The organism is Streptomyces sp. NPDC091416 (assembly GCF_044756845.1).
In the GTDB taxonomy this organism is placed as follows: Bacteria; Actinomycetota; Actinomycetes; order Streptomycetales; family Streptomycetaceae; genus Streptomyces.
This window is the reverse complement of record NZ_JBIVTU010000006.1, coordinates 311790-329205: the sequence shown is the minus strand read 5'-3', so window position 1 is coordinate 329205 and position 17416 is coordinate 311790. Positions and strand designations below refer to the sequence as shown.

General features: G+C 71.1%; 14 protein-coding genes and 1 tRNA gene. 11 read left to right on the top strand and 4 right to left on the bottom strand.

Translation table 11 applies throughout. The features are described from left to right. Nucleotides 1-127: 127 nt before the first annotated feature. Nucleotides 128-217 (bottom strand) — tRNA-Ser (locus tag ACIQMX_RS20300). 53 nt (nucleotides 218-270) lie between these two features. Then, nucleotides 271-1815, bottom strand: coding sequence for a trypsin-like peptidase domain-containing protein (locus ACIQMX_RS20295; protein ID WP_363066852.1), 1545 nt, complete (start codon nucleotides 1813-1815; stop codon nucleotides 271-273). Nucleotides 1816-2005: 190 nt separating this feature from the next. On the opposite strand from ACIQMX_RS20295, the gene ACIQMX_RS20290 reads away from it, so the two are divergent. The 3 genes from ACIQMX_RS20290 to ACIQMX_RS20280 all read left to right on the top strand — a co-directional run bounded on the left by ACIQMX_RS20290 (nucleotide 2006) and on the right by ACIQMX_RS20280 (nucleotide 4860). Beyond that, nucleotides 2006-2851: a glycerophosphodiester phosphodiesterase gene (locus ACIQMX_RS20290; protein WP_363066853.1), complete on the top strand. Its 846-nt coding sequence runs from the start codon at nucleotides 2006-2008 to the stop codon at nucleotides 2849-2851. Nucleotides 2852-3056: 205 nt separating this feature from the next. After that, a complete protein-coding gene (locus tag ACIQMX_RS20285) occupies nucleotides 3057-3752 on the top strand; it encodes an ATP-binding protein (RefSeq protein WP_363066854.1) in 696 nt (231 codons plus the stop codon). Nucleotides 3753-3894: 142 nt separating this feature from the next. Further along, the gene (locus ACIQMX_RS20280) at nucleotides 3895-4860 is read left to right on the top strand and encodes a DUF5926 family protein (protein ID WP_402479882.1); all 966 of its coding nucleotides are present in this window, start codon (nucleotides 3895-3897) and stop codon (nucleotides 4858-4860) included. 966 nt (nucleotides 4861-5826) lie between these two features. Here the strand turns inward: ACIQMX_RS20280 and ACIQMX_RS20275 are convergent. Beyond that, nucleotides 5827-6549: a bifunctional DNA primase/polymerase gene (locus ACIQMX_RS20275; protein WP_363066856.1), complete on the bottom strand. Its 723-nt coding sequence runs from the start codon at nucleotides 6547-6549 to the stop codon at nucleotides 5827-5829. Between the two features lie 483 nt (nucleotides 6550-7032). Between ACIQMX_RS20275 and ACIQMX_RS20270 the strand changes: the two genes are divergently transcribed. Together ACIQMX_RS20270 and ACIQMX_RS20265 are read left to right on the top strand one after the other, a co-directional pair. Next, nucleotides 7033-8520, top strand: a complete 1488-nt coding sequence (locus ACIQMX_RS20270) for a PP2C family protein-serine/threonine phosphatase (RefSeq protein WP_402479879.1) — start codon at nucleotides 7033-7035, stop codon at nucleotides 8518-8520. 123 nt (nucleotides 8521-8643) lie between these two features. Beyond that, entirely contained in the window at nucleotides 8644-10107 is a 1464-nt protein-coding gene (locus ACIQMX_RS20265) for an aminopeptidase P family protein (RefSeq protein WP_402479876.1), read from the top strand. A 37-nt stretch (nucleotides 10108-10144) separates the two neighbouring features. On the opposite strand, the gene ACIQMX_RS20260 is transcribed toward ACIQMX_RS20265, so the two are convergent. Next, complete coding sequence (locus tag ACIQMX_RS20260) at nucleotides 10145-10750, bottom strand: ATP-binding protein (protein ID WP_402479873.1); 606 nt, start codon at nucleotides 10748-10750, stop codon at nucleotides 10145-10147. A gap of 257 nt (nucleotides 10751-11007) precedes the next feature. On the opposite strand from ACIQMX_RS20260, the gene ACIQMX_RS20255 reads away from it, so the two are divergent. The 6 genes from ACIQMX_RS20255 to efeB all read left to right on the top strand — a co-directional run bounded on the left by ACIQMX_RS20255 (nucleotide 11008) and on the right by efeB (nucleotide 17341). Further along, nucleotides 11008-11811, top strand: coding sequence for a hypothetical protein (locus ACIQMX_RS20255; RefSeq protein ID WP_402479870.1), 804 nt, complete (start codon nucleotides 11008-11010; stop codon nucleotides 11809-11811). A 163-nt stretch (nucleotides 11812-11974) separates the two neighbouring features. After that, nucleotides 11975-12718 carry a YcnI family protein gene (locus ACIQMX_RS20250; RefSeq protein WP_363066861.1) on the top strand — a complete coding sequence of 248 codons (744 nt, stop codon included), beginning with the start codon at nucleotides 11975-11977 and terminating at the stop codon, nucleotides 12716-12718. 71 nt (nucleotides 12719-12789) lie between these two features. Then, nucleotides 12790-13443, top strand: a complete 654-nt coding sequence (locus tag ACIQMX_RS20245; RefSeq protein WP_363066862.1) for an SCO family protein — start codon at nucleotides 12790-12792, stop codon at nucleotides 13441-13443. Next, a complete protein-coding gene (locus ACIQMX_RS20240) occupies nucleotides 13440-13889 on the top strand; it encodes a copper chaperone PCu(A)C (protein ID WP_363066863.1) in 450 nt (149 codons plus the stop codon). Before ACIQMX_RS20245 ends, ACIQMX_RS20240 begins: the two co-directional genes overlap by 4 nt. 14 nt (nucleotides 13890-13903) lie before the next feature. Then, complete coding sequence (locus tag ACIQMX_RS20235) at nucleotides 13904-15985, top strand: copper resistance protein CopC (protein ID WP_402479866.1); 2082 nt, start codon at nucleotides 13904-13906, stop codon at nucleotides 15983-15985. Nucleotides 15986-16090: 105 nt separating this feature from the next. Beyond that, nucleotides 16091-17341, top strand: coding sequence for an iron uptake transporter deferrochelatase/peroxidase subunit (efeB, locus tag ACIQMX_RS20230; protein WP_402479863.1), 1251 nt, complete (start codon nucleotides 16091-16093; stop codon nucleotides 17339-17341). Nucleotides 17342-17416 lie beyond the last annotated feature (75 nt).

Here is a 17416-nt window from a genome sequence, read left to right as displayed (position 1 = left end):
CCGTCCGGTGCGGATGATTCCGGCCCGCTCATGCCCGTGCCCACACGGCCCGCGTGCGCCCGCAGCACACGCACAGGGCGGGCCTCCGAACCGGAGACCCGCCCTGTGACCTGCTGTTTCTCTGAACTGGCGGTGGGTGTGGGATTTGAACCCACGGTGACATCGCTGCCACGACGGTTTTCAAGACCGTTCCCTTAGGCCGCTCGGGCAACCCACCCCGCGTCAGCAGCCGGTGCAGACCGGTTTCGACGCGGAGGACAGCCTAGCCGGTCAGCTGTCGCCCTTGCGCTCGCCCAGGGTGACTTCCACCGTGGACGTCTTGCCGTCGCGCTTGTAGGTCAGATTGACCTTGTCGCCCGGCTTGTGGGTCCAGATCTCGCCGATCAGGGTCGGGCCGCTGTCGACGACGGTGTCGTTGAACTTCGTGATGACGTCGCCCGCCCGGAGGCCGGCGCGGGCCGCGGGGCCGTCCTTCGTGACCGCTTCCGTGCCGCCGGCGCCCTGGTCCGAGATGACCGCACCGCCGGTCTTCTCGTCCATCGTCACCGTGGCGCCGATGACCGGGTAGACCGGCTGGCCGGTCTTGATCAGCTGCTGGGCGACGTTCTTCGCCTGGTTGATCGGGATCGCGAAGCCGAGGCCGATGGAACCGGCCTGGCTCTGACCGGTGCTTCCGGTCGACTGGATCGCGGAGTTGATGCCGATGACCGCGCCCCCGGCACTCAGCAGCGGGCCGCCGGAGTTGCCCGGGTTGATCGAGGCGTCGGTCTGCAGCGCGCTCATGTACGAGTTGCTGCCTCCGCTGCCGTCACCGGAGGCGACCGGACGGTTCTTCGCGCTGATGATGCCCGTGGTGACCGTGTTGGACAGCCCGAACGGGGCGCCGATCGCGATCGTCGAATCGCCGACCGCCACCTGCTCCGAGTTGCCCAGAGGCAGCGGGGTGAGCCCCTGCGGCGGGTTCTTGAGCTTCAGGACGGCCACGTCGTAGCCCTGGGCGCGGCCGACCACCTCGGCGTCGTACTTCTTGCCGTTGGAAAACGTCGCCGTGAGCTGGCCGCTGTCCGCCGCGGAGGCCACCACGTGGTTGTTCGTGAGGATGTGGCCTTCCTTGTCGTACACGAAGCCGGTGCCCGTCCCGCCCTCGCCGTCACCGCCCTGCGCATCGATCGTGACCACGCTGGGGAGCGCCTTCGCCGCGACGCCGGCGACCGTGCCCGGGTCGCGCTTGAGGTCCTGGGGGGTGCCCGACGCGGCGACCGTGGTCGAACCGGAGGAGCCGGATCCGTTGTTGCTGTCGGCGGCCCAGAAGCCGAGGGCTCCGCCGACTCCGCCCGCGACGAGCGCCGCCACGACCACCGCGGCCACCAGGCTGCCCGCGCCCCGCTTGCGGGGCGCGCCGGACGTCTGAGGCTGGGCGGGCGCGCCCCACACGGGGCCGCCGCCCTGCGCCCCGTGGGCGTACGACGGGACCGCAGGCGGGGGCGGGGGCCAGCCGGCATCGGCTGCGGACTGCGGCGCGGCCGGGGGCGGGGGCCAACCGGCATCGGCTGCGGACTGCGGCGCGGCCGGGGGCGCGTACTGCGGCGCGGCCGGCGGAACCGGGGTCATGGGCGTGGTCGCCGGGTCCTGGGCGGGGGAGGCCGGCGGGGAGGCCGGCTGCTGCTGTGTGGGCGTCGCGTCCGCGTGCTGCGGGGCGTCGGGCGCGCTCTCGGGGGATCCCTGGGGAGCGTCGGCCGGCACTGGAGGTGCGGACGGAACGGACGGGGCGGCCTCGGCCGCGTTGCCCTCGTTGCCCTCGTTCTCTGTGCTCACAGCTCTTTACTCCTCGGTTCCACATCATCATTCGGCAAGAGATCCGCTGTGTACGTGTCTGGAGTCAGCTTTTCCCACGGCACGTCAGGCCACTGTAAGCAGGACCTGTGCATCTGTGCACGGCCCCTTACATCGGACAAAACGGTCTCCCGTCACCAGGTGTACGCATCCATGGCCTCCCGGTGACACCATGGCGCGGGTGACCCAAGCACGGCAGCAGCGCCCCAGCCAGCATCCCATCCAGGTCATCGCACACCGGGGCGCGTCCGACGACGCCCCCGAGCACACCCTGGCCGCGTACCGGAAGGCGATCGAGGACGGCGCCGACGCCCTGGAGTGCGACGTACGGCTCACGGCCGACGGTCATCTCGTATGCGTACACGACCGTCGGGTGAACCGCACCTCCAACGGCCGGGGCGCGGTCTCCGCCCTGGAACTCAACGAACTCGCGGCCCTCGACTTCGGCTCGTGGAAGGACCGCGAGGAGGCGGAGTCCCCGGACTGGGACCCGGTGCCCGGCGAGCTCGCCTCCGTACTCACGCTGGAACGGCTCCTGGAGCTGCTCGTCGAGACGAGGGCCGCCGGCCGCCCGCTGCAGCTGGCCATCGAGACCAAGCACCCGACGCGCTGGGCGGGCCAGGTCGAGGAGCGGCTGCTGCACCTGCTGAAGCGCTTCGAGCTCGACGTACCGCCGTCCGACGCCCCCTCGCCGGTCCGCATCATGAGCTTCTCCGCACGCTCGCTGCACCGCATCCAGGACGCCGCGCCCCGGCTGCCCACCGTCTACCTGATGCAGTTCGTCTCGCCGCGGCTGCGTGACGGACGGCTGCCGGCCGGCGCCCGGATCGCCGGGCCGGGGATGCGGATCGTACGCAGCCACCCGGGGTACATCGACCGTCTGCACCGCGCCGGTCATCGGGCGCACGTCTGGACGGTCAACGAACCGGAGGACGTCGAGCTCTGCATCCGGCTGGGGGTCGAGGCGATCATCACGAACCGTCCGAAACAGGTTCTGGCCCAGCTGGGGCGCGGGTAGCCGCAACGGTGGTGGAACGCGACCGGCGGAGCGGCATCCGCGTGGCAGGTGCCTGCCGGGAGCCGTGACGGGAAGCGGCGCCCGGGAGCCGTGACGGGGGGCGGCTACCGGGTGCGGAGACCGCCGGAACAAGCGGGGAGGCACCCCCGCACTGTCGGTCACAGGGAGTACACCGGCGCATTCGCCCCGTACCCGATCGTTACGAGTGCGTCACTCGCGGGCCATTGGCCGGTTTCCGGCACAGCCCAGGAGGGCATCCACTCCGTGGCGTGGGGCAAAGGAGGTCTCGGGGGTGGCGTTGGTGGTGGCACAAGAAGTGCCCACGTCGTCGAGCATGGCCGTACCCCATGGCCCTGCGGGCGTGGGTCAGGCACGGCATCGGATGCGTGAGCAGTTGCGCAGCCACGGGGTGTCGGATTCGGTCGTCGACGATGCTGTACTGATTCTTTCCGAACTGCTCAGCAACGCCTGCCGGCACGGCAGGCCACTGGGCCGGCACACCGATGTGGGGGACGGCGACGTGCGCGCCGCCTGGCGCGTCGACACGACGGGCGGGCTGACCGTCGAGGTGACGGACGGAGGTGGCCCGACGCGGCCGGTTCCGGCCACTCCGTCGGTGACCGCTCACGGCGGCCGGGGCCTCAACATCATCAGCGCCCTCGCCGAGGAGTGGGGTGTGCGTGACGACTCGTCCGGCGAGGTGACCGTCTGGGTGCTGGTCAACGAAGGGCACGGCCATGCCGGCGAACGGCCTGACGCACAGGGCAGCACACGGGGCAATGGACGCGTCAATGGACGGGGCCCGGGCACGTCAGGACCGGCGGGCCGCGGCTCGGCCGTGAACGGTTCGGCGGGTCTCGAAGGGCTGGACTTCGCCGGCGCGTTCGACGACCTGGGCTGAACCGGAGCCGCACACCAGCGCGCAGGCACCGGGCGGGACGTTCCCCGACAGCCGGCTGCCGGGCCGGCTGTGCCCCGTACGGCGCACGGGCGGCTAGGCTCGCGGCCCAGACCGCACTGTCGCAATCGGGAGAAAGCCCACCATGGCGAAGAAGCGCCCTCAGACCAAGGCCGGGAAGCAGCAGCTTGACGACGGCGAGATCCCGGTGGTCGGGGCTCGCGAGCCCTGCCCGTGCGGTTCTGGCCGCCGTTACAAGGCCTGTCACGGCCGCGCCGCCGCCCAGGCCGTGGCCGAACTCGTCCAGCGCCCCTTCGAGGGCCTGGCCGGCGAATGCGACTGGGTCGCGCTGCGCGAGCTGGTGCCCGCGGCCACGGTCGAACTGACGCTGAAGGGCGGACTGCCCGAGGGCGTGCCGTCGGTGACGCTCGCGACCGTCCTTCCGATGGCGTGGCCCGCGCTGCGGCGCGATGACGGTTCGGTCCTGCTCGCCCTGCAGAACGACACCTCCTCCGGCGACCTCAGCCGCGACCTCGCCGACACGCTCCAGCGTGCGCTGGAGGCCGACCCCGGCTCGCCCGTCGCCGCCCGGCGCGTACCGGCCGAAGGGCCGCGGCTCCAGGACCTCCTGGACGCCGAAGCCCCGTTCGCGCCCGTCGTGCACTCGGGCTTCGAATTCTGGGTGCCGGACGCGGAGAACGCCACGGCCGAGGTGTCCGCGTCTCTGGAGCGCGCCAACGACGCGGCGCTTCCGACCGTCCTGCTCTCCGGGGTGGACGCCGCCTACTGGTGCGAGACCCCGGAGAAGAACCACCTCCGCTGGGTCATGCCGCACCCCGAGGAGCGGCTCCTGGACGCTCTCGCCCGGCTGCACGCCGCCGGTACGTCCTCGCTCGGCGAGGGGACCCGGCTGGTCGGCTCCTTCCGTGCGCACGGCCTGATGGTCCCGGTCTGGGACCTGCCGAGCTCGATGGGCGCCGAGGACTGCGAGAAGCCCGCCGTCGCGTTCGCGGAGCGGCTCACGACGGCGCTCGCGTCGGACGCGCCGCTCACCGCCGAGGAGCGTCGGGCACGGGGCGGGCTCACCAACCGCCAAGTGACCCTCAGCTGACAGTGACCACCATCCGGACGGCACGGTGACTCCCGTCACAACTCAGCGTACTCACAGGTAAATCGCTGTCCGAATACGCGAGATCGAATTTGCGAACGGCAGATCTCTTGTTACCGTTCTAGAAGCCCGGTCGCTGGTGCATCCCCCGTCGCCAGCGATCGGGCATCCTCATGTCCGGGCACGGCGCACCACGGCGCATCACACGGCGCACGAACCGCGCACAGGCCCTGCACAGACACCGGTCGCGCCCGCGGCTTCCCCGCCGCCCCGCACCTCGCCCCGGCCGCCCTTCCGTCGGCCTTGAGACGTCTTCCACGTGGCTCGGCGTCAACCCGTCCCCCTGGACGCCTTGTTGGATCCCGCGTCGACAAAGGCTCCGCACGATCACCGGACCGCTCGGAATCGGACAGAAGTCGTCGGCGGCCCGGATTTCCGATTCCGCCGCTAAACGGCTGCCGAAGAGATCTTCGAAGAGGGATCGAACGGCTTTCGGAAAGCGCATCAGAAAGCCGACCACCCAAGGACTTTGCATCGGCAGACTTTGCATGACCGAAACAGCCCGCACGGAATGACCGAAACGCACCTCGTCGATCACCGCATCCTGAAGTGATCCGGCAGGGATCCGACAGCGCTCGGTAATGACGGCGAGTGGAGAAGCGGGTGGAGAAGCGGGTGGGCAGGAGGGCGGAGAGGCGGGCAGAGAAGGTGCGGAGAGGCGGGCGGGGAGCATCGAAAAAGAACAGCCCCGCATCAAGGACGGCAGCGGCACGGCACCGATGCACGCCACCGCGTCACCACAGTGCGACGGCACGGCACCGATGCACGCCACCGCGTCACCACAGTGCGACGGCACGGCGCCACCGCACATCACCGCACATCACCGCGCCGCGCGGAACGCCGCACGGCACGGGAGCACCCACGAAGCGCCGAGCGCCGATGCGCCGCCACCGGCCGGCAGCCCGCAACTCAGTACGCGAGCCGGCTTCCGCCGTCCGGGGCGCTGTTGCTCGCCTCGACCAGCGCGTCCAGAAGCGCCCCCACATCCGGCAGCCACGGCGACGCCACGGCACGGACCGGCGCCCCGCCACCGGAGCCAGGCCGGGAGACCCGCTCCGGGGCCCGCTCCCAGCGCACCTGCCCCGTGCCGATCCCGGACGGCGGAAGGACGAGATAGCCGCCCTCGCCGTGGAACCGCAGCGAACTGGGCACCCAGTCCTGGGCGTGCAGCAGTTCACCGAGCCGTTCCAGCGTGTACGGAGCGACCAGCAGCGACCACCGGGTCGGCGTCGCCACCACGGGGCCCAGCCGCATACCCATCCGGTCGAGCTCCGCCAGGGCGCGGGCACCCGCCACCGCCGGCAGGCTCAGCGCACACGGCGCGTGCCCGCCCGTGGCCAGCAGGAGCGGCGCGGTGGGCCGGTTCGTCCACCACCAGCGCACCATCCGGGCGTCGGTGGTCGCGGCGAGGAGTCCGGGATCGAAGGGGTGCGCGCCGGGGACGGCGCACTCGGGGTCGGGGCAGGCGCAGCCTCGGCCGCGCTCGCCACGGCCGTCGGCCGCCTGGAGGCCGATCCCGGGGAGCACGGGCCACTGCCACGCGGTGGCACAGGTCAGGGCCGCGTCGAGCCGGGCGGCCCCGTCCCTGCGTCCGAGCCGGAGCCTGCGTCGCCTTCCGAGGATCTCGCGCATGAGCGCTCGTTCCTTTCCGTTGAACGCCGAGGGTCCACATCACACCACGCGCGCGTCACAACACGTGTGCGGAAATTCACTGTGTGTACATGCCCGTCGAGCCTGCGGTACGGGTTGATCGTCGGTACCGAGCCTGAGCTGTGCTGAGCCGAATCGAGCCGGTTCCAGTCGAGAATGTCGCGAGGTGCAGGGCGTGTACCGCGCCTGCCGTCCGTCGTACGGGCCCCGCCACTCGGGGGTGGGGCGTGGCCGTCACAGGTGAGGACGTCCGGGCCCGCTGCCAGGTTCCGGAAGGGGGTCGGAACCACGTCCGGCCATCTACCGATTTACGTACCCAGCATGCCCGGAATGACGCTCCCCCTGGCACTTCATCCGGAGGCAACCCCCGGTCGAGCAACCTCAGTCGACCGCAAATGACTGCCGCGGGGTGCATTTTTTGGCCAAGTTACTCACCCCATGGACACCACAAGTCCCGTGGGGACAATGCTGGACATCGCCTTACTTGTACGTGTACATGTGGATGCACTGATAGCGGCGCAGAATGACATGGGGGTTTGCGATGCTATTCGACGAAACAAACCAGTCGGAAAGCCGGCGACCATGAGCGCCCCACACCTGCCGAAAGTGGCTGGAATCGATCCCACAGTTCCGGTTTCGGCGCACACTGCCGGGCCTCTCTCCGAGGTGCCGCCCGGGCCCGGCGCCTTCATCCAGGACCGTCTGGCGGGCTGGGTCTCCGACCTCACCACGCTGCACGAGCTCACCGAACGGCTGGCTGGAACCAGCACGCTCGACGACGCCCTGCACGAGCTGCTCGACGCCGGAGCCGCACTGGTCGGCGCCCGTCGCGGACTGGTCGCCTTCGAACCGTCCGACCTCCGCGGCCCCGTCAGCACCATCGGTCTCGGGCTGGCCCACGCGGAGCTCGGCCAGATCGAGACGGTGCCGCGCAGTGCCACCTCCTACGGCCGCATCCTCGAAGGTCTGCCCACCGCCGACGGCCCGCTGACGACCCCCGACCTGCTCGGCGACACCAGCCTGGACCCCCGCAGGCGCGAGGTCGCCGCCCGTCTGGGGTACGCCGCCAGTTACGCGCTGCCGATCACCACCGAGCGGACCGGACGGCTCGGCGCCGCGGTCTGGCTCTACGACGAACCCGCCGAGCCGCTCGAACGCCAGCGCCACCTCGTCGGCCTGTACGCCGGGTACGCCGCCGAACACCTGGCCCGGCTGCTGGAACTGGAGCGGGCCAGGACCGATGTCGCCACCATCGCCGAGGAGCTCCTGCCCAGCCGGCTGCCCCGCGTCCCGGGCGTACAGCTGGCCGTACGGCATCACGCCGCGCCGCAGAGCGGCAGCGACTGGTACGACGCGCTGGCGCTGCCGGAAGGAGCGCTCGGCCTGTCCGTGGGCTCGGTCGGCGGCTCCGGGCCCAGCGCCCTGGCCGCCGCGGGACGGCTGCGGGCAGGCCTGCGGGCGTACGCGGTGATGGAGGGCGAGGACCCGGTCGCCGTGCTCTCCGATCTCGAACTCCTGATGCGGCTGACCGAGCCGGCCCGTTCCGCGACCGCGCTCTTCGCCTACTGCGAGCCCACCCGCCGCAAGATCCTGCTGGCCGGTGCCGGGCACACCCCACCGCTGATCGTCGGCGACCGGCGCACCGAGTTCGTCGAGACGACCCTCTCCGCCCCCCTCGGCATGCTCGCGTGCTGGGAGGCGCCGAGCGTGGAGATCAACCCGGCTCCGGGCGAGACCGTCCTGCTGTACACCGACGGTCTGCTGCGCCGCGCCGGTGACTCGATGGACCGGGCGTTCGCGCGGCTCCACTCGGCCGCGGCGAGCGTCCCGAGGGCGCTGCGCCACGACGCCGGATCCGTCGCCGACCATGTGGTGCGCACCGTGCTGCCCGACGGAATCGACCGGGGCGACGGCACCGAGGACGTGGTCCTGCTCGCGGCACGCTTCGACTGAGCCGGCCCCTCGCCCGCCGGTCGCGGCGGCCCACCTTGTGTAAGAGGTCTTCCGGCCCTGGGCCCCCTTCCGTACGCCCGTACGATGGAGGGGGTCCAGTGTCGTATCAAGGAGAGACAAGTCGTGTCTGAGGAGCTCACCCCGGAGAACCCGGAGACCGAAGAGGCAGAGCCGGTCAAGCAGCGGAAGAACGGCCTGTACCCGGGCGTCTCCGATGAGCTCGCCGCGAACATGAAGTCCGGTTGGGCCGACACCGAGCTGCATGGTCTGGAGCCGATCGCCCAGGCCGCGCACACCGCCGACCGCCGCGCCGCACTCTCGGCGCGCTTCCCGGGTGAGCGGCTGGTCATTCCGGCCGGCCGGCTGAAGACCCGGTCCAACGACACCGAGTACGCCTTCCGTGCCTCCACCGAGTACGCGTACCTCACCGGCGACCAGACGCAGGACGGCGTCCTCGTCCTGGAGCCGAAGGACGACGGCCACGAGGCGACCGTCTACCTGCTGCCGCGCTCCGACCGGGAGAACGGCGAGTTCTGGCTCGACGGCCAGGGCGAGCTGTGGGTCGGCCGCCGTCACTCCCTCACGGAGGCCGGTCAGCTGCTCGGCATCCCGGCAAAGGACGTCCGCGAGCTGCCCGCCGCGCTGACCGAGGCCACCGGCCCGGTCCGCAACGTCCGCGGTCACGACTCCGGCATCGAGGCCGCGCTCACCGACAAGGTCACCGCGGAGCGCGACGAGGAGCTCCGTGTCTTCGTCTCCGAGGCGCGTCTGGTCAAGGACGCCTTCGAGATCGCGGAGCTGGAGAAGGCCTGCGACATCACCGCGCGCGGCTTCGAGGACGTCGTGAAGGTCCTCGACAAGGCCGAGGCGACGAGCGAGCGCTACATCGAGGGAACGTTCTTCCTCCGTGCCCGCATCGAGGGCAACGACATCGGCTACGGCTCGATCTGCGCCGCCGGCCCGCACGCCACCACGCTGCACTGGGTACGCAACGACGGCGCGGTGCGCTCGGGCGAACTGCTGCTGCTCGACGCCGGCGTGGAGACCAACGACCTCTACACCGCCGACGTGACCCGCACGCTTCCCATCAACGGCACGTTCACGCCGCTGCAGCGGAAGATCTACGACGCGGTGTACGAGGCTCAGGAGGCCGGCATCGCCGCGGTGAAGCCCGGCGCGGGCTTCCGCGACTTCCACGACGCCGCGCAGCGCGTACTGACCGAGAAGCTCGTCGAGTGGGGTCTGCTCGGCGACCGGACCGTGGACGAGGTCCTGGAGCTGGGACTGCAGCGCCGCTGGACGCTGCACGGGACCGGTCACATGCTCGGCATGGACGTCCACGACTGCGCCGCCGCGCGGACCGAGTCGTACGTCAACGGAACGCTGGAGCCCGGCGTCTGCCTCACCGTGGAGCCCGGCCTCTACTTCCAGGCCGACGACCTGACCGTGCCCGAGGAGTACCGCGGCATCGGCGTCCGGATCGAGGACGACATCCTCGTCACCGAGGACGGCAACCGGAACCTCTCGGACAAGCTGCCGCGGCAGGCCGACGAGGTCGAGGCGTGGATGGCGCGGCTCAAGGGCTGACCGTCCGCCCCGTCCCGCGCGCCGGAGGGTGCCCTGCTCAGGAAACCATGAGCAGGGCGCCCTCCCGCCATTTCAGGACCTTGTCGAAACTCACCACGGCACCGCCCCGTCCCGGGCGGTTGCCGAAGTGGACGTGGTCGGCGAGCTGCTCGATGAGACACAGTCCCCGCCCGTCCTCGGCGGTGAGCGACGGGTGCTCGGCGTACTGCGGTGGGTACTGCTGCTGGGACGCGTACGACTGATCTGCGTCGTACGGCCCAGCGCCGTACTGCTCTGCCTCATGCTGCTGTGCGGCGGTGCGAAGTGCGCGCCTCGCGGGGAACCCCGGTCCGGAATCGGCGACTTCGATACGGCATTTCTCGCCGTCCAGATACGCGGTGACCCGGTACTGCCCGCAGGCGGCACCGGACGGCTCCTCCCAGGCTTCCCATTCCGCTCCATCGCCCCGGTCCGGATCACCCTGGCCCCCGTGCGTCCCGCCGTGCTCGACGGCGTTGGCACAGGCTTCGCTCAAGGCGAGCGACAGGTCGAAGGAGACGTCCGGGTCCACGCCCGCCGATTCCATCGTGCCGAGCAGGAACCGTCGGGCGAGCGGAACGCTCGCAGCTTCGCGCCGCAAATGGAGTGACCACCAGATGCTCATGCTCCAGCCTCCTGGCTGCGGCTCGACATACCGATACGTATTGCCGCCCGAGACGGTTTGTAAGCACGGGCGGGGTGTGAGACCGCTCATTCGGCGGATACCCGTATTCGCCACACCTGTGCATCCCCAACCCATAGAACCGTTCTGCCCCGTCAGTAACCGGTCCGAACGGCCCGGCTCCCGCCCATTCGGGCGGAAGACGACCTTCCGGACCTGCCGTACGGGGACGGGGGGTGCAGTGGGATGATGTCTCGGCCATGACTACGTCTGTGGGACGCGCCGGAGCCGGTATGCGGCTGCTGAGGGCCGCGGTGTTCGCCGCGGTCTGTGTCGCGTTGTCCGCAGCCGGGCACGCGCTGGCCGCCTGCGCGACGGTCCCCTGGTGGACGCTGCTCGCCGGATTCCTCGGGATCCTGGCGGTGGCGGCCCCTCTCGCCGGACGCGAACGCTCACTGCCCTCCATCGCCGGCGCCCTGGCCGGCGGACAGCTCGTCCTGCACACGCTCTTCGGGGCCGGTACGCACGCCGCCTCGCCCCGGGTACCGGCCGGCGAGGACGCGCTGATCCGGTTCGCGGCGAACCTCGTCTGCGGTGCCGGGCCCGACCGGTTGAACGCCACCGACGCCCACCGCATCGTCACCACCGCGGGGATCGACCCCGCGTCGGTGACCGGACAGGCCCACCAGCACCTGGCGGCCGCCTCTTCCACCGATTCGGCCGGCCTCGCCGGGATGGTGCCGGACCTTCCCATGATGCTCGGGCATCTGCTGGCCGCACTGGCCGCCGGCTGGCTGCTGCGGCGCGGCGAGGTCGCCCTGTTCCGCATCGCCCGGCTGTCGGTCCACGGCGCTCAGCAGGTGGCGGCGGGGGCGCGTCTGCGGGCGTTGCGCGCCGCGCTCGTCCTCGTGGCCGCGCTGCGCGCGGGGCTTCCCGGCGGGCCGGTGACCGGGCCCCGCCTCTCCCGTACCGCCGTGGACGCACCGTCCCCGGCCACCGGGGATCCCTTGCAGCACATGGTGATCAGGCGCGGGCCGCCCTCCGTATTCACCCTCGCAGCCTGACGCGACGCCCTCCACGCGATGCCGCACGACCCTGCCACGCACCCTCCGGTGCCGTACGGGTTCTCGTACGCACGCCGCTCGTGAGGAAGAGGTGTCGCGACCCCGTCGCGCACCCGCGCGCCGGAGCACCCTTCCTTCGTGCATCTGTGGAGTGATCCCTGCCATGAACGTTTCCCGCATCGCCCTCGCCGGCGGCGTCGCCGCGTCCACCGTGCTGATCCTCGCCGGTACGGCCTCGGCCCACGTCAGCGTCCAGCCGCAGGGCGAGGCCGCCAAGGGCGGTTACGCCGTCATCAACTTCAAGGTCCCCAACGAGCGCGACGACGCCTCGACGACCAAGCTCGAAGTCAACTTCCCGGCCGACCACCCGCTGGCGTCCGTCATGCCGCAGCCCGTACCCGGCTGGGACATCAAGGTGACCACCAGCAAGCTGGCCAAGCCGCTCGACATGCACGGCAAGAAGATCAACGAGGCCGTCTCCAAGGTCACCTGGACCGCGGACGGCAGCAAGATCGAGCCCGGCCGCTTCCAGCAGTTCCCGCTCTCGGTCGGCCAGCTCCCGGAGGACGCCGACCAGCTGGTGTTCAAGGCCATCCAGACGTACGACAACAAGGAGGTCGTGCGCTGGATCGAGGAGCCGAAGGACGGCGCGGAGGAGCCCGAGAGCCCTGCTCCGGTCCTCAAGCTGACCGCGGCCGCCGGGGACGCGCACGGCGCCACCGCCGCCTCCGGTTCGGACTCCGCCGACAAGAACGCCACGGACGACCACGCGAAGGACGAGAAGACGACGGCCTCGGCCTCCTCCTCCAGTGACACCACGGCCCGAGTGCTCGGCATCGTCGGCATCGTCATCGGCGTCGCGGGCGTCGCCTTCGGCGTCCTGGCCGGCCGTCGCCGTACCGCCTGAACACACACCCGGGTTTCCCGCGCCACCCGCTAGGCCCACCCGCTCCACCGACCCATCAGGAACAGTGCTCCATGGTTAAGAAGTCTGTGCTGGCCGCGGCGCTCGTCGCCGCGGCCGCGCTCACCCTGTCCGCCTGCGGCGGCAGTGACAACGACAGCAAGAAGCCCATCGCCGACGTATCGGCGGAGGCGAAGACACAGGCCGCGACGGTGCTCGACCAGCCGTTCACCAAGCCGAATCTCGTCCTGACCGACACCCACGGCAAGAAGTACGACCTGCGCGAGCAGACCAAGGGCAAGCCGACGCTCATCTACTTCGGCTACACCAACTGCCCCGACGTCTGCCCGCTCATCATGAGCAACATCGCGATCGCCAAGAAGTCCCTGCCCAAGGCCGACCAGGAAAAGCTCCAGGTCGTCTTCGTCACCACGGACCCGGAGCGCGACACCCCGGCCTCGCTGGGCTCCTGGCTCAAGTCCCAGGACCCGTCCTTCATCGGTCTCACCGGCGACTTCCCGACCATCCAGGCGGGCGCCCGGCAGATCGGCATCGGTATCGACGCTCCGAAGAAGGAGAAGGACGGCACGGTCGTCTCGATGCACGGCTCCCAGGTCATCGCCTTCTCCCCGAAGACCGACCAGGGTTACGTGCTGTACAGCGAGGACACGACGCCCGACGACTACACCAAGGACCTCCCCAAGCTCGTCAAGGGGGAGAAGCCGTGAACCGCCGCACCACCCTCGCCGGCGTCCTGGCCCTCTCCACGGGTCTGACGCTGGCGGGGTGTTCGACCTCGGACGGCGCACCGGAGCTGAAGGTCATGGGCGCGTTCATGCCGCAGCCCGTCAACGACATGGCAGCGGCCTTCCTCGTCGTGCGGAACGACGGCGGCAGCTCCGACCGCCTCACCTCGGTCACCAGTCCGCTCTCGGACGACGTCACGATCCACGAGACGAAGAACCAGGCCATGCGCATGGTGACGTCCTTCGACGTACCCGCGGGCGGTGAGCTGGATCTGGAACGCGGTGGAAACCACATCATGTTCATGAAGCTCAAGCAGCAGCCCAAGCAGGGCGAGACCGTGTCCGTGGAACTGCACTTCGAGAAGGCCGGCCCCATGAAGGTCGACCTTCCCGTGAAGGAGACCACCCACAACCCGAAGAAGCAGTGAGGGACTGACACACCATGACAGCCACCGCCCCGCCTTTCGGGCCCTCCCCGTCCGCATCCGCCCCGCGTCGGCCACTGGCCTTCGCCGGGCTCCTCGCCGCCCTGGCCGGCGTGGTGTTCGGTCTGCTGCTGGCCGCCGCGGGTCCCGCGTCGGCGCACGCAGCGCTCACCGGGAGCGATCCGCAGGACGGGGCGGTGGTCGCCGCCGCGCCCAAGGAGGTCACGCTCACCTTCTCCGAGCAGGTCGCCATGGGAGACGGCTCCATCCGGGTGCTGGACCCCGCCGGCAAGCGCGCGGACACCGAGGACGCCCCGCGCGACCTGCACAGCGGCTCGATCGTGAAGTACGGCGTCTCCCTGCACACCGGGCTGCCCGACGGTACGTACACCGTTGCCTGGCAGGCCGTCTCCGCCGACAGCCACCCCGTCTCCGGGGCCTTCACCTTCTCCATCGGCGCGCCCTCCGAGACCACCGTCGCCCTCCCGGACAGCGAGGCCGGCGGCGGCCTGGTCGGCACGCTCTACGGCATCGCCCGCTACGCCGCGTACGCGGGATTCATCGTGCTCGCGGGCGGCGCCGCGTTCGTGCTGGCCTGCTGGCAGCGCGGAGCGGGCGCCCGTCCCCTGCAACGCCTCGTGGTCCGCGGCTGGATGACCCTCACCGCGGCCACGCTCGCGATGCTGCTGCTGCGCAGCCCGTACACCGGTTCCGGGAAGCTCGGCGACGCGTTCGACCTCGACGGTCTCCAGGCGGTACTGGACACCAAGCCCGGCGCAGCGCTGGTCTCGCGGCTGCTGCTGCTCGGAGCCAGTGCGCTGTTCATCGCAGTGCTGTTCGGGGCGTACGCGAAGCGCGAGGACGAACGAGAGAAGAAGGACCTCACCTTCGGTCTGGCCACCGGTGGTGCGGTCATCGCCGCCGGGATCGCCGGGACCTGGGCCCTGGCCGAGCACGCGTCGACCGGGATCCAGCCCGGTATCGCCATGCCCGTCGACGTGCTCCATCTGCTGGCCGTCGCGGCCTGGCTGGGCGGGCTCACCGCCCTGCTGATCGCGCTGTACCGCACCCCCGACATCACCGCGGACGCCGTACGCCGCTTCTCGCGGATCGCGTTCATCAGCGTGCTCGTCCTGACCGCGACCGGGATCTACCAGTCCTGGCGGCAGGTCGGCTCCTGGTCCGCACTGACCGGCACCGGATACGGGCAGCTGCTGCTCGTGAAGGTGGGGCTCGTCGCCGTCCTCGTCGGGATCGCCGGAATCTCGCGCCGATGGACCGCCCGGCTGGCGACGGGCGGGGGCGCGGACACGTCCGAGTCACGCCCCATCGCCGTCGGCACGGAAACGTCCGAGGCCCACCCCGCCACCGTCGGCGCCGACACGTCCGAGGCACACCCCGCCACCGTCGACAACGACACACCCCGGGCACACCCCGCCGGCGTCGGCGCCGAGACGTCGCAGGTGGCGGCCCCCGCAGCCCCCGCAGCCCCCGAGGAGCCCGAGGAACCCAAGGAGCCCGAGGACCCCGCGCGCGCCGCCCAGCTCGCGCGGCAGCAGACCGCCGTGGCCACCGCGGAGAAGAAGCGGATACGCGACGCCGACCCCGACCGCTCCGGCCTGCGCCGCTCGGTGCTGGCCGAAGTCGGGGTCGCGGTGGCGCTGCTGGCGGTGACCACCGTCCTGACCTCGACCGAGCCCGGACGCACCGAGGAGGAGGCGCGCTCATCCGCCCCGGCCGCCGCGCCGGCGGCGAACGGCCCCATCAACCTCACCCTGCCCTTCGACACCGGCGGCGAGAACGGCAAGGGCACGGTCCGCATGGACCTGGACCCCGGGCGCACCGGAACCAACGTGGCGCACCTCTGGATCGACGGCATCGACGGGAAGGCCATGGACGTCCCCGAGGTGAAGCTCGCCTTCACCCTGAAGTCCAAGGACATCGGGCCCCTCCCGGCCGTGCCCGTGCGGCTGACGGAGGGGCACTGGACCTCCACCGGAATCCAGATCCCGATCGCGGGCGACTGGAACGTCGCGGTCACCGTACGGACCTCGGACATCGACCAGACCACGGTCGACAAGAACGTCAAGATCGGCTGAGCAGGGACCGTGAGCGGAAACCGGACAGACAGTACAGACACGTCGACCAGCGCGGGCAAGGGGAACAGGCGAACCGGAAGCGATTCCGCGGCCTCGTCGCCCGGCGTGGTCTCCCGGCGGCGACTGCTCGGCACCGCGGGAGCGGCCGGGGCCACCGGCCTGGTCCTCGGGGCAGCCGGCGGCGCCACCGGCTACGCCGCGACCCGGGACGAGGCTCCGGCGGCACTGGCCTCGGTGGGCTCCACCGAGGTGATGTTTCACGGGAAACATCAACCGGGGATCACCACTCCGCTTCAGGCCCGCGGCCACCTCCTCGCCTTCGATCTGGCCCCCGGGGCCGGACGCAAGGAGGCGGCCGCCCTGATGCGCCGCTGGTCGGCCGCGGCCGAGCGGCTGATGGCCGGTGAACCCGTCACCGGCGGCTCGGCGGACGGCACCGGGCACGACACCGGCATCGCCCTGGACGCCGGACCGTCCTCGCTGACCGTCACCTTCGGCTTCGGCGCCACCTTCTTCGAACGGACGGGCCTGACGGGCCACCGTCCGCCCGGACTCGACCCACTGCCACCGTTCTCCGCCGACCATCTCGACGCCCGCCGTTCGAACGGCGACCTCTGGGTACAGATCGGCGCCGACGACGCGCTCGTCGCCTTCCACGCATTGCGAGCCGTGCAGAAGGAGGCCGCCTCGACGGCCACCGTGCGCTGGCAGATGGACGGCTTCAACCGCACCCCCGGCGCCGCGGCGAAGCCCATGACCGCCCGCAACCTCATGGGCCAGATCGACGGCACCGGCAACCCGAAACCGGCCGACAGCGACTTCGACCGGCGTGTCTTCGTCACGGCGGGCGCCCAGGACGCCGCGTACGACTGGCTGGCCGGTGGCTCGTACGCGGTCGTCCGACGGATCAGGATGCTGCTGGACGACTGGGAGAAGCTCCCGGTGGAACGTCAGGAACGGGTCATCGGGCGGCGCAAGGCGAACGGCGCCCCTCTCAGCGGCGGCACCGAGACCACCGAGATGGACCTCGACAAGGCGGGCCCGGACGGCAAGCTGCTGATCCCCGACAACGCTCACGCCCGCATCTCCTCCCCCGAGCGCAACAGCGGCGCCGCCATGCTGCGACGCCCGTTCTCGTACCACGACGGCATCTCCTCGGACGGCAGTCCGGACGCCGGGCTGCTTTTCATCTGCTGGCAGGCGGACCCCCTGCGCGGCTTCGTCCCCGTGCAGCGCAAGCTCGACCGGGGTGACGCGCTGTCGCCCTTCCTCCGCCACGAGGCGAGCGGACTGTTCGCGGTGCCGGGTGGTGCGGCGCAGGGAGAGTACGTGGGGCAGCGGCTCCTGGAGTCGTGATCCGCTGCGGGACGGGGGGACACGGTGGACCCGCATCCGCTGCCGGAGAGAGCGGCCCGTTACGGGGACGGCAGG

Excerpts from the sequence above, each read along its gene's own strand:
- ACIQMX_RS20255 (WP_402479870.1), top strand. The coding sequence starts at position 11,008 with ATGACTACGTCTGTGGGACGCGCCGGAGCCGGTATGCGGCTGCTGAGG.
- ACIQMX_RS20245 (WP_363066862.1), top strand. The coding sequence starts at position 12,790 with ATGGTTAAGAAGTCTGTGCTGGCCGCGGCGCTCGTCGCCGCGGCCGCG.
- ACIQMX_RS20280 (WP_402479882.1), top strand. The coding sequence starts at position 3,895 with ATGGCGAAGAAGCGCCCTCAGACCAAGGCCGGGAAGCAGCAGCTTGAC.
- ACIQMX_RS20275 (WP_363066856.1), bottom strand. The coding sequence starts at position 6,549 with ATGCGCGAGATCCTCGGAAGGCGACGCAGGCTCCGGCTCGGACGCAGG.
- ACIQMX_RS20270 (WP_402479879.1), top strand. The coding sequence starts at position 7,033 with ATGCTGGACATCGCCTTACTTGTACGTGTACATGTGGATGCACTGATA.
- ACIQMX_RS20235 (WP_402479866.1), top strand. The coding sequence starts at position 13,904 with ATGACAGCCACCGCCCCGCCTTTCGGGCCCTCCCCGTCCGCATCCGCC.
- ACIQMX_RS20290 (WP_363066853.1), top strand. The coding sequence starts at position 2,006 with ATGGCGCGGGTGACCCAAGCACGGCAGCAGCGCCCCAGCCAGCATCCC.
- ACIQMX_RS20250 (WP_363066861.1), top strand. The coding sequence starts at position 11,975 with ATGAACGTTTCCCGCATCGCCCTCGCCGGCGGCGTCGCCGCGTCCACC.
- ACIQMX_RS20260 (WP_402479873.1), bottom strand. The coding sequence starts at position 10,750 with ATGAGCATCTGGTGGTCACTCCATTTGCGGCGCGAAGCTGCGAGCGTT.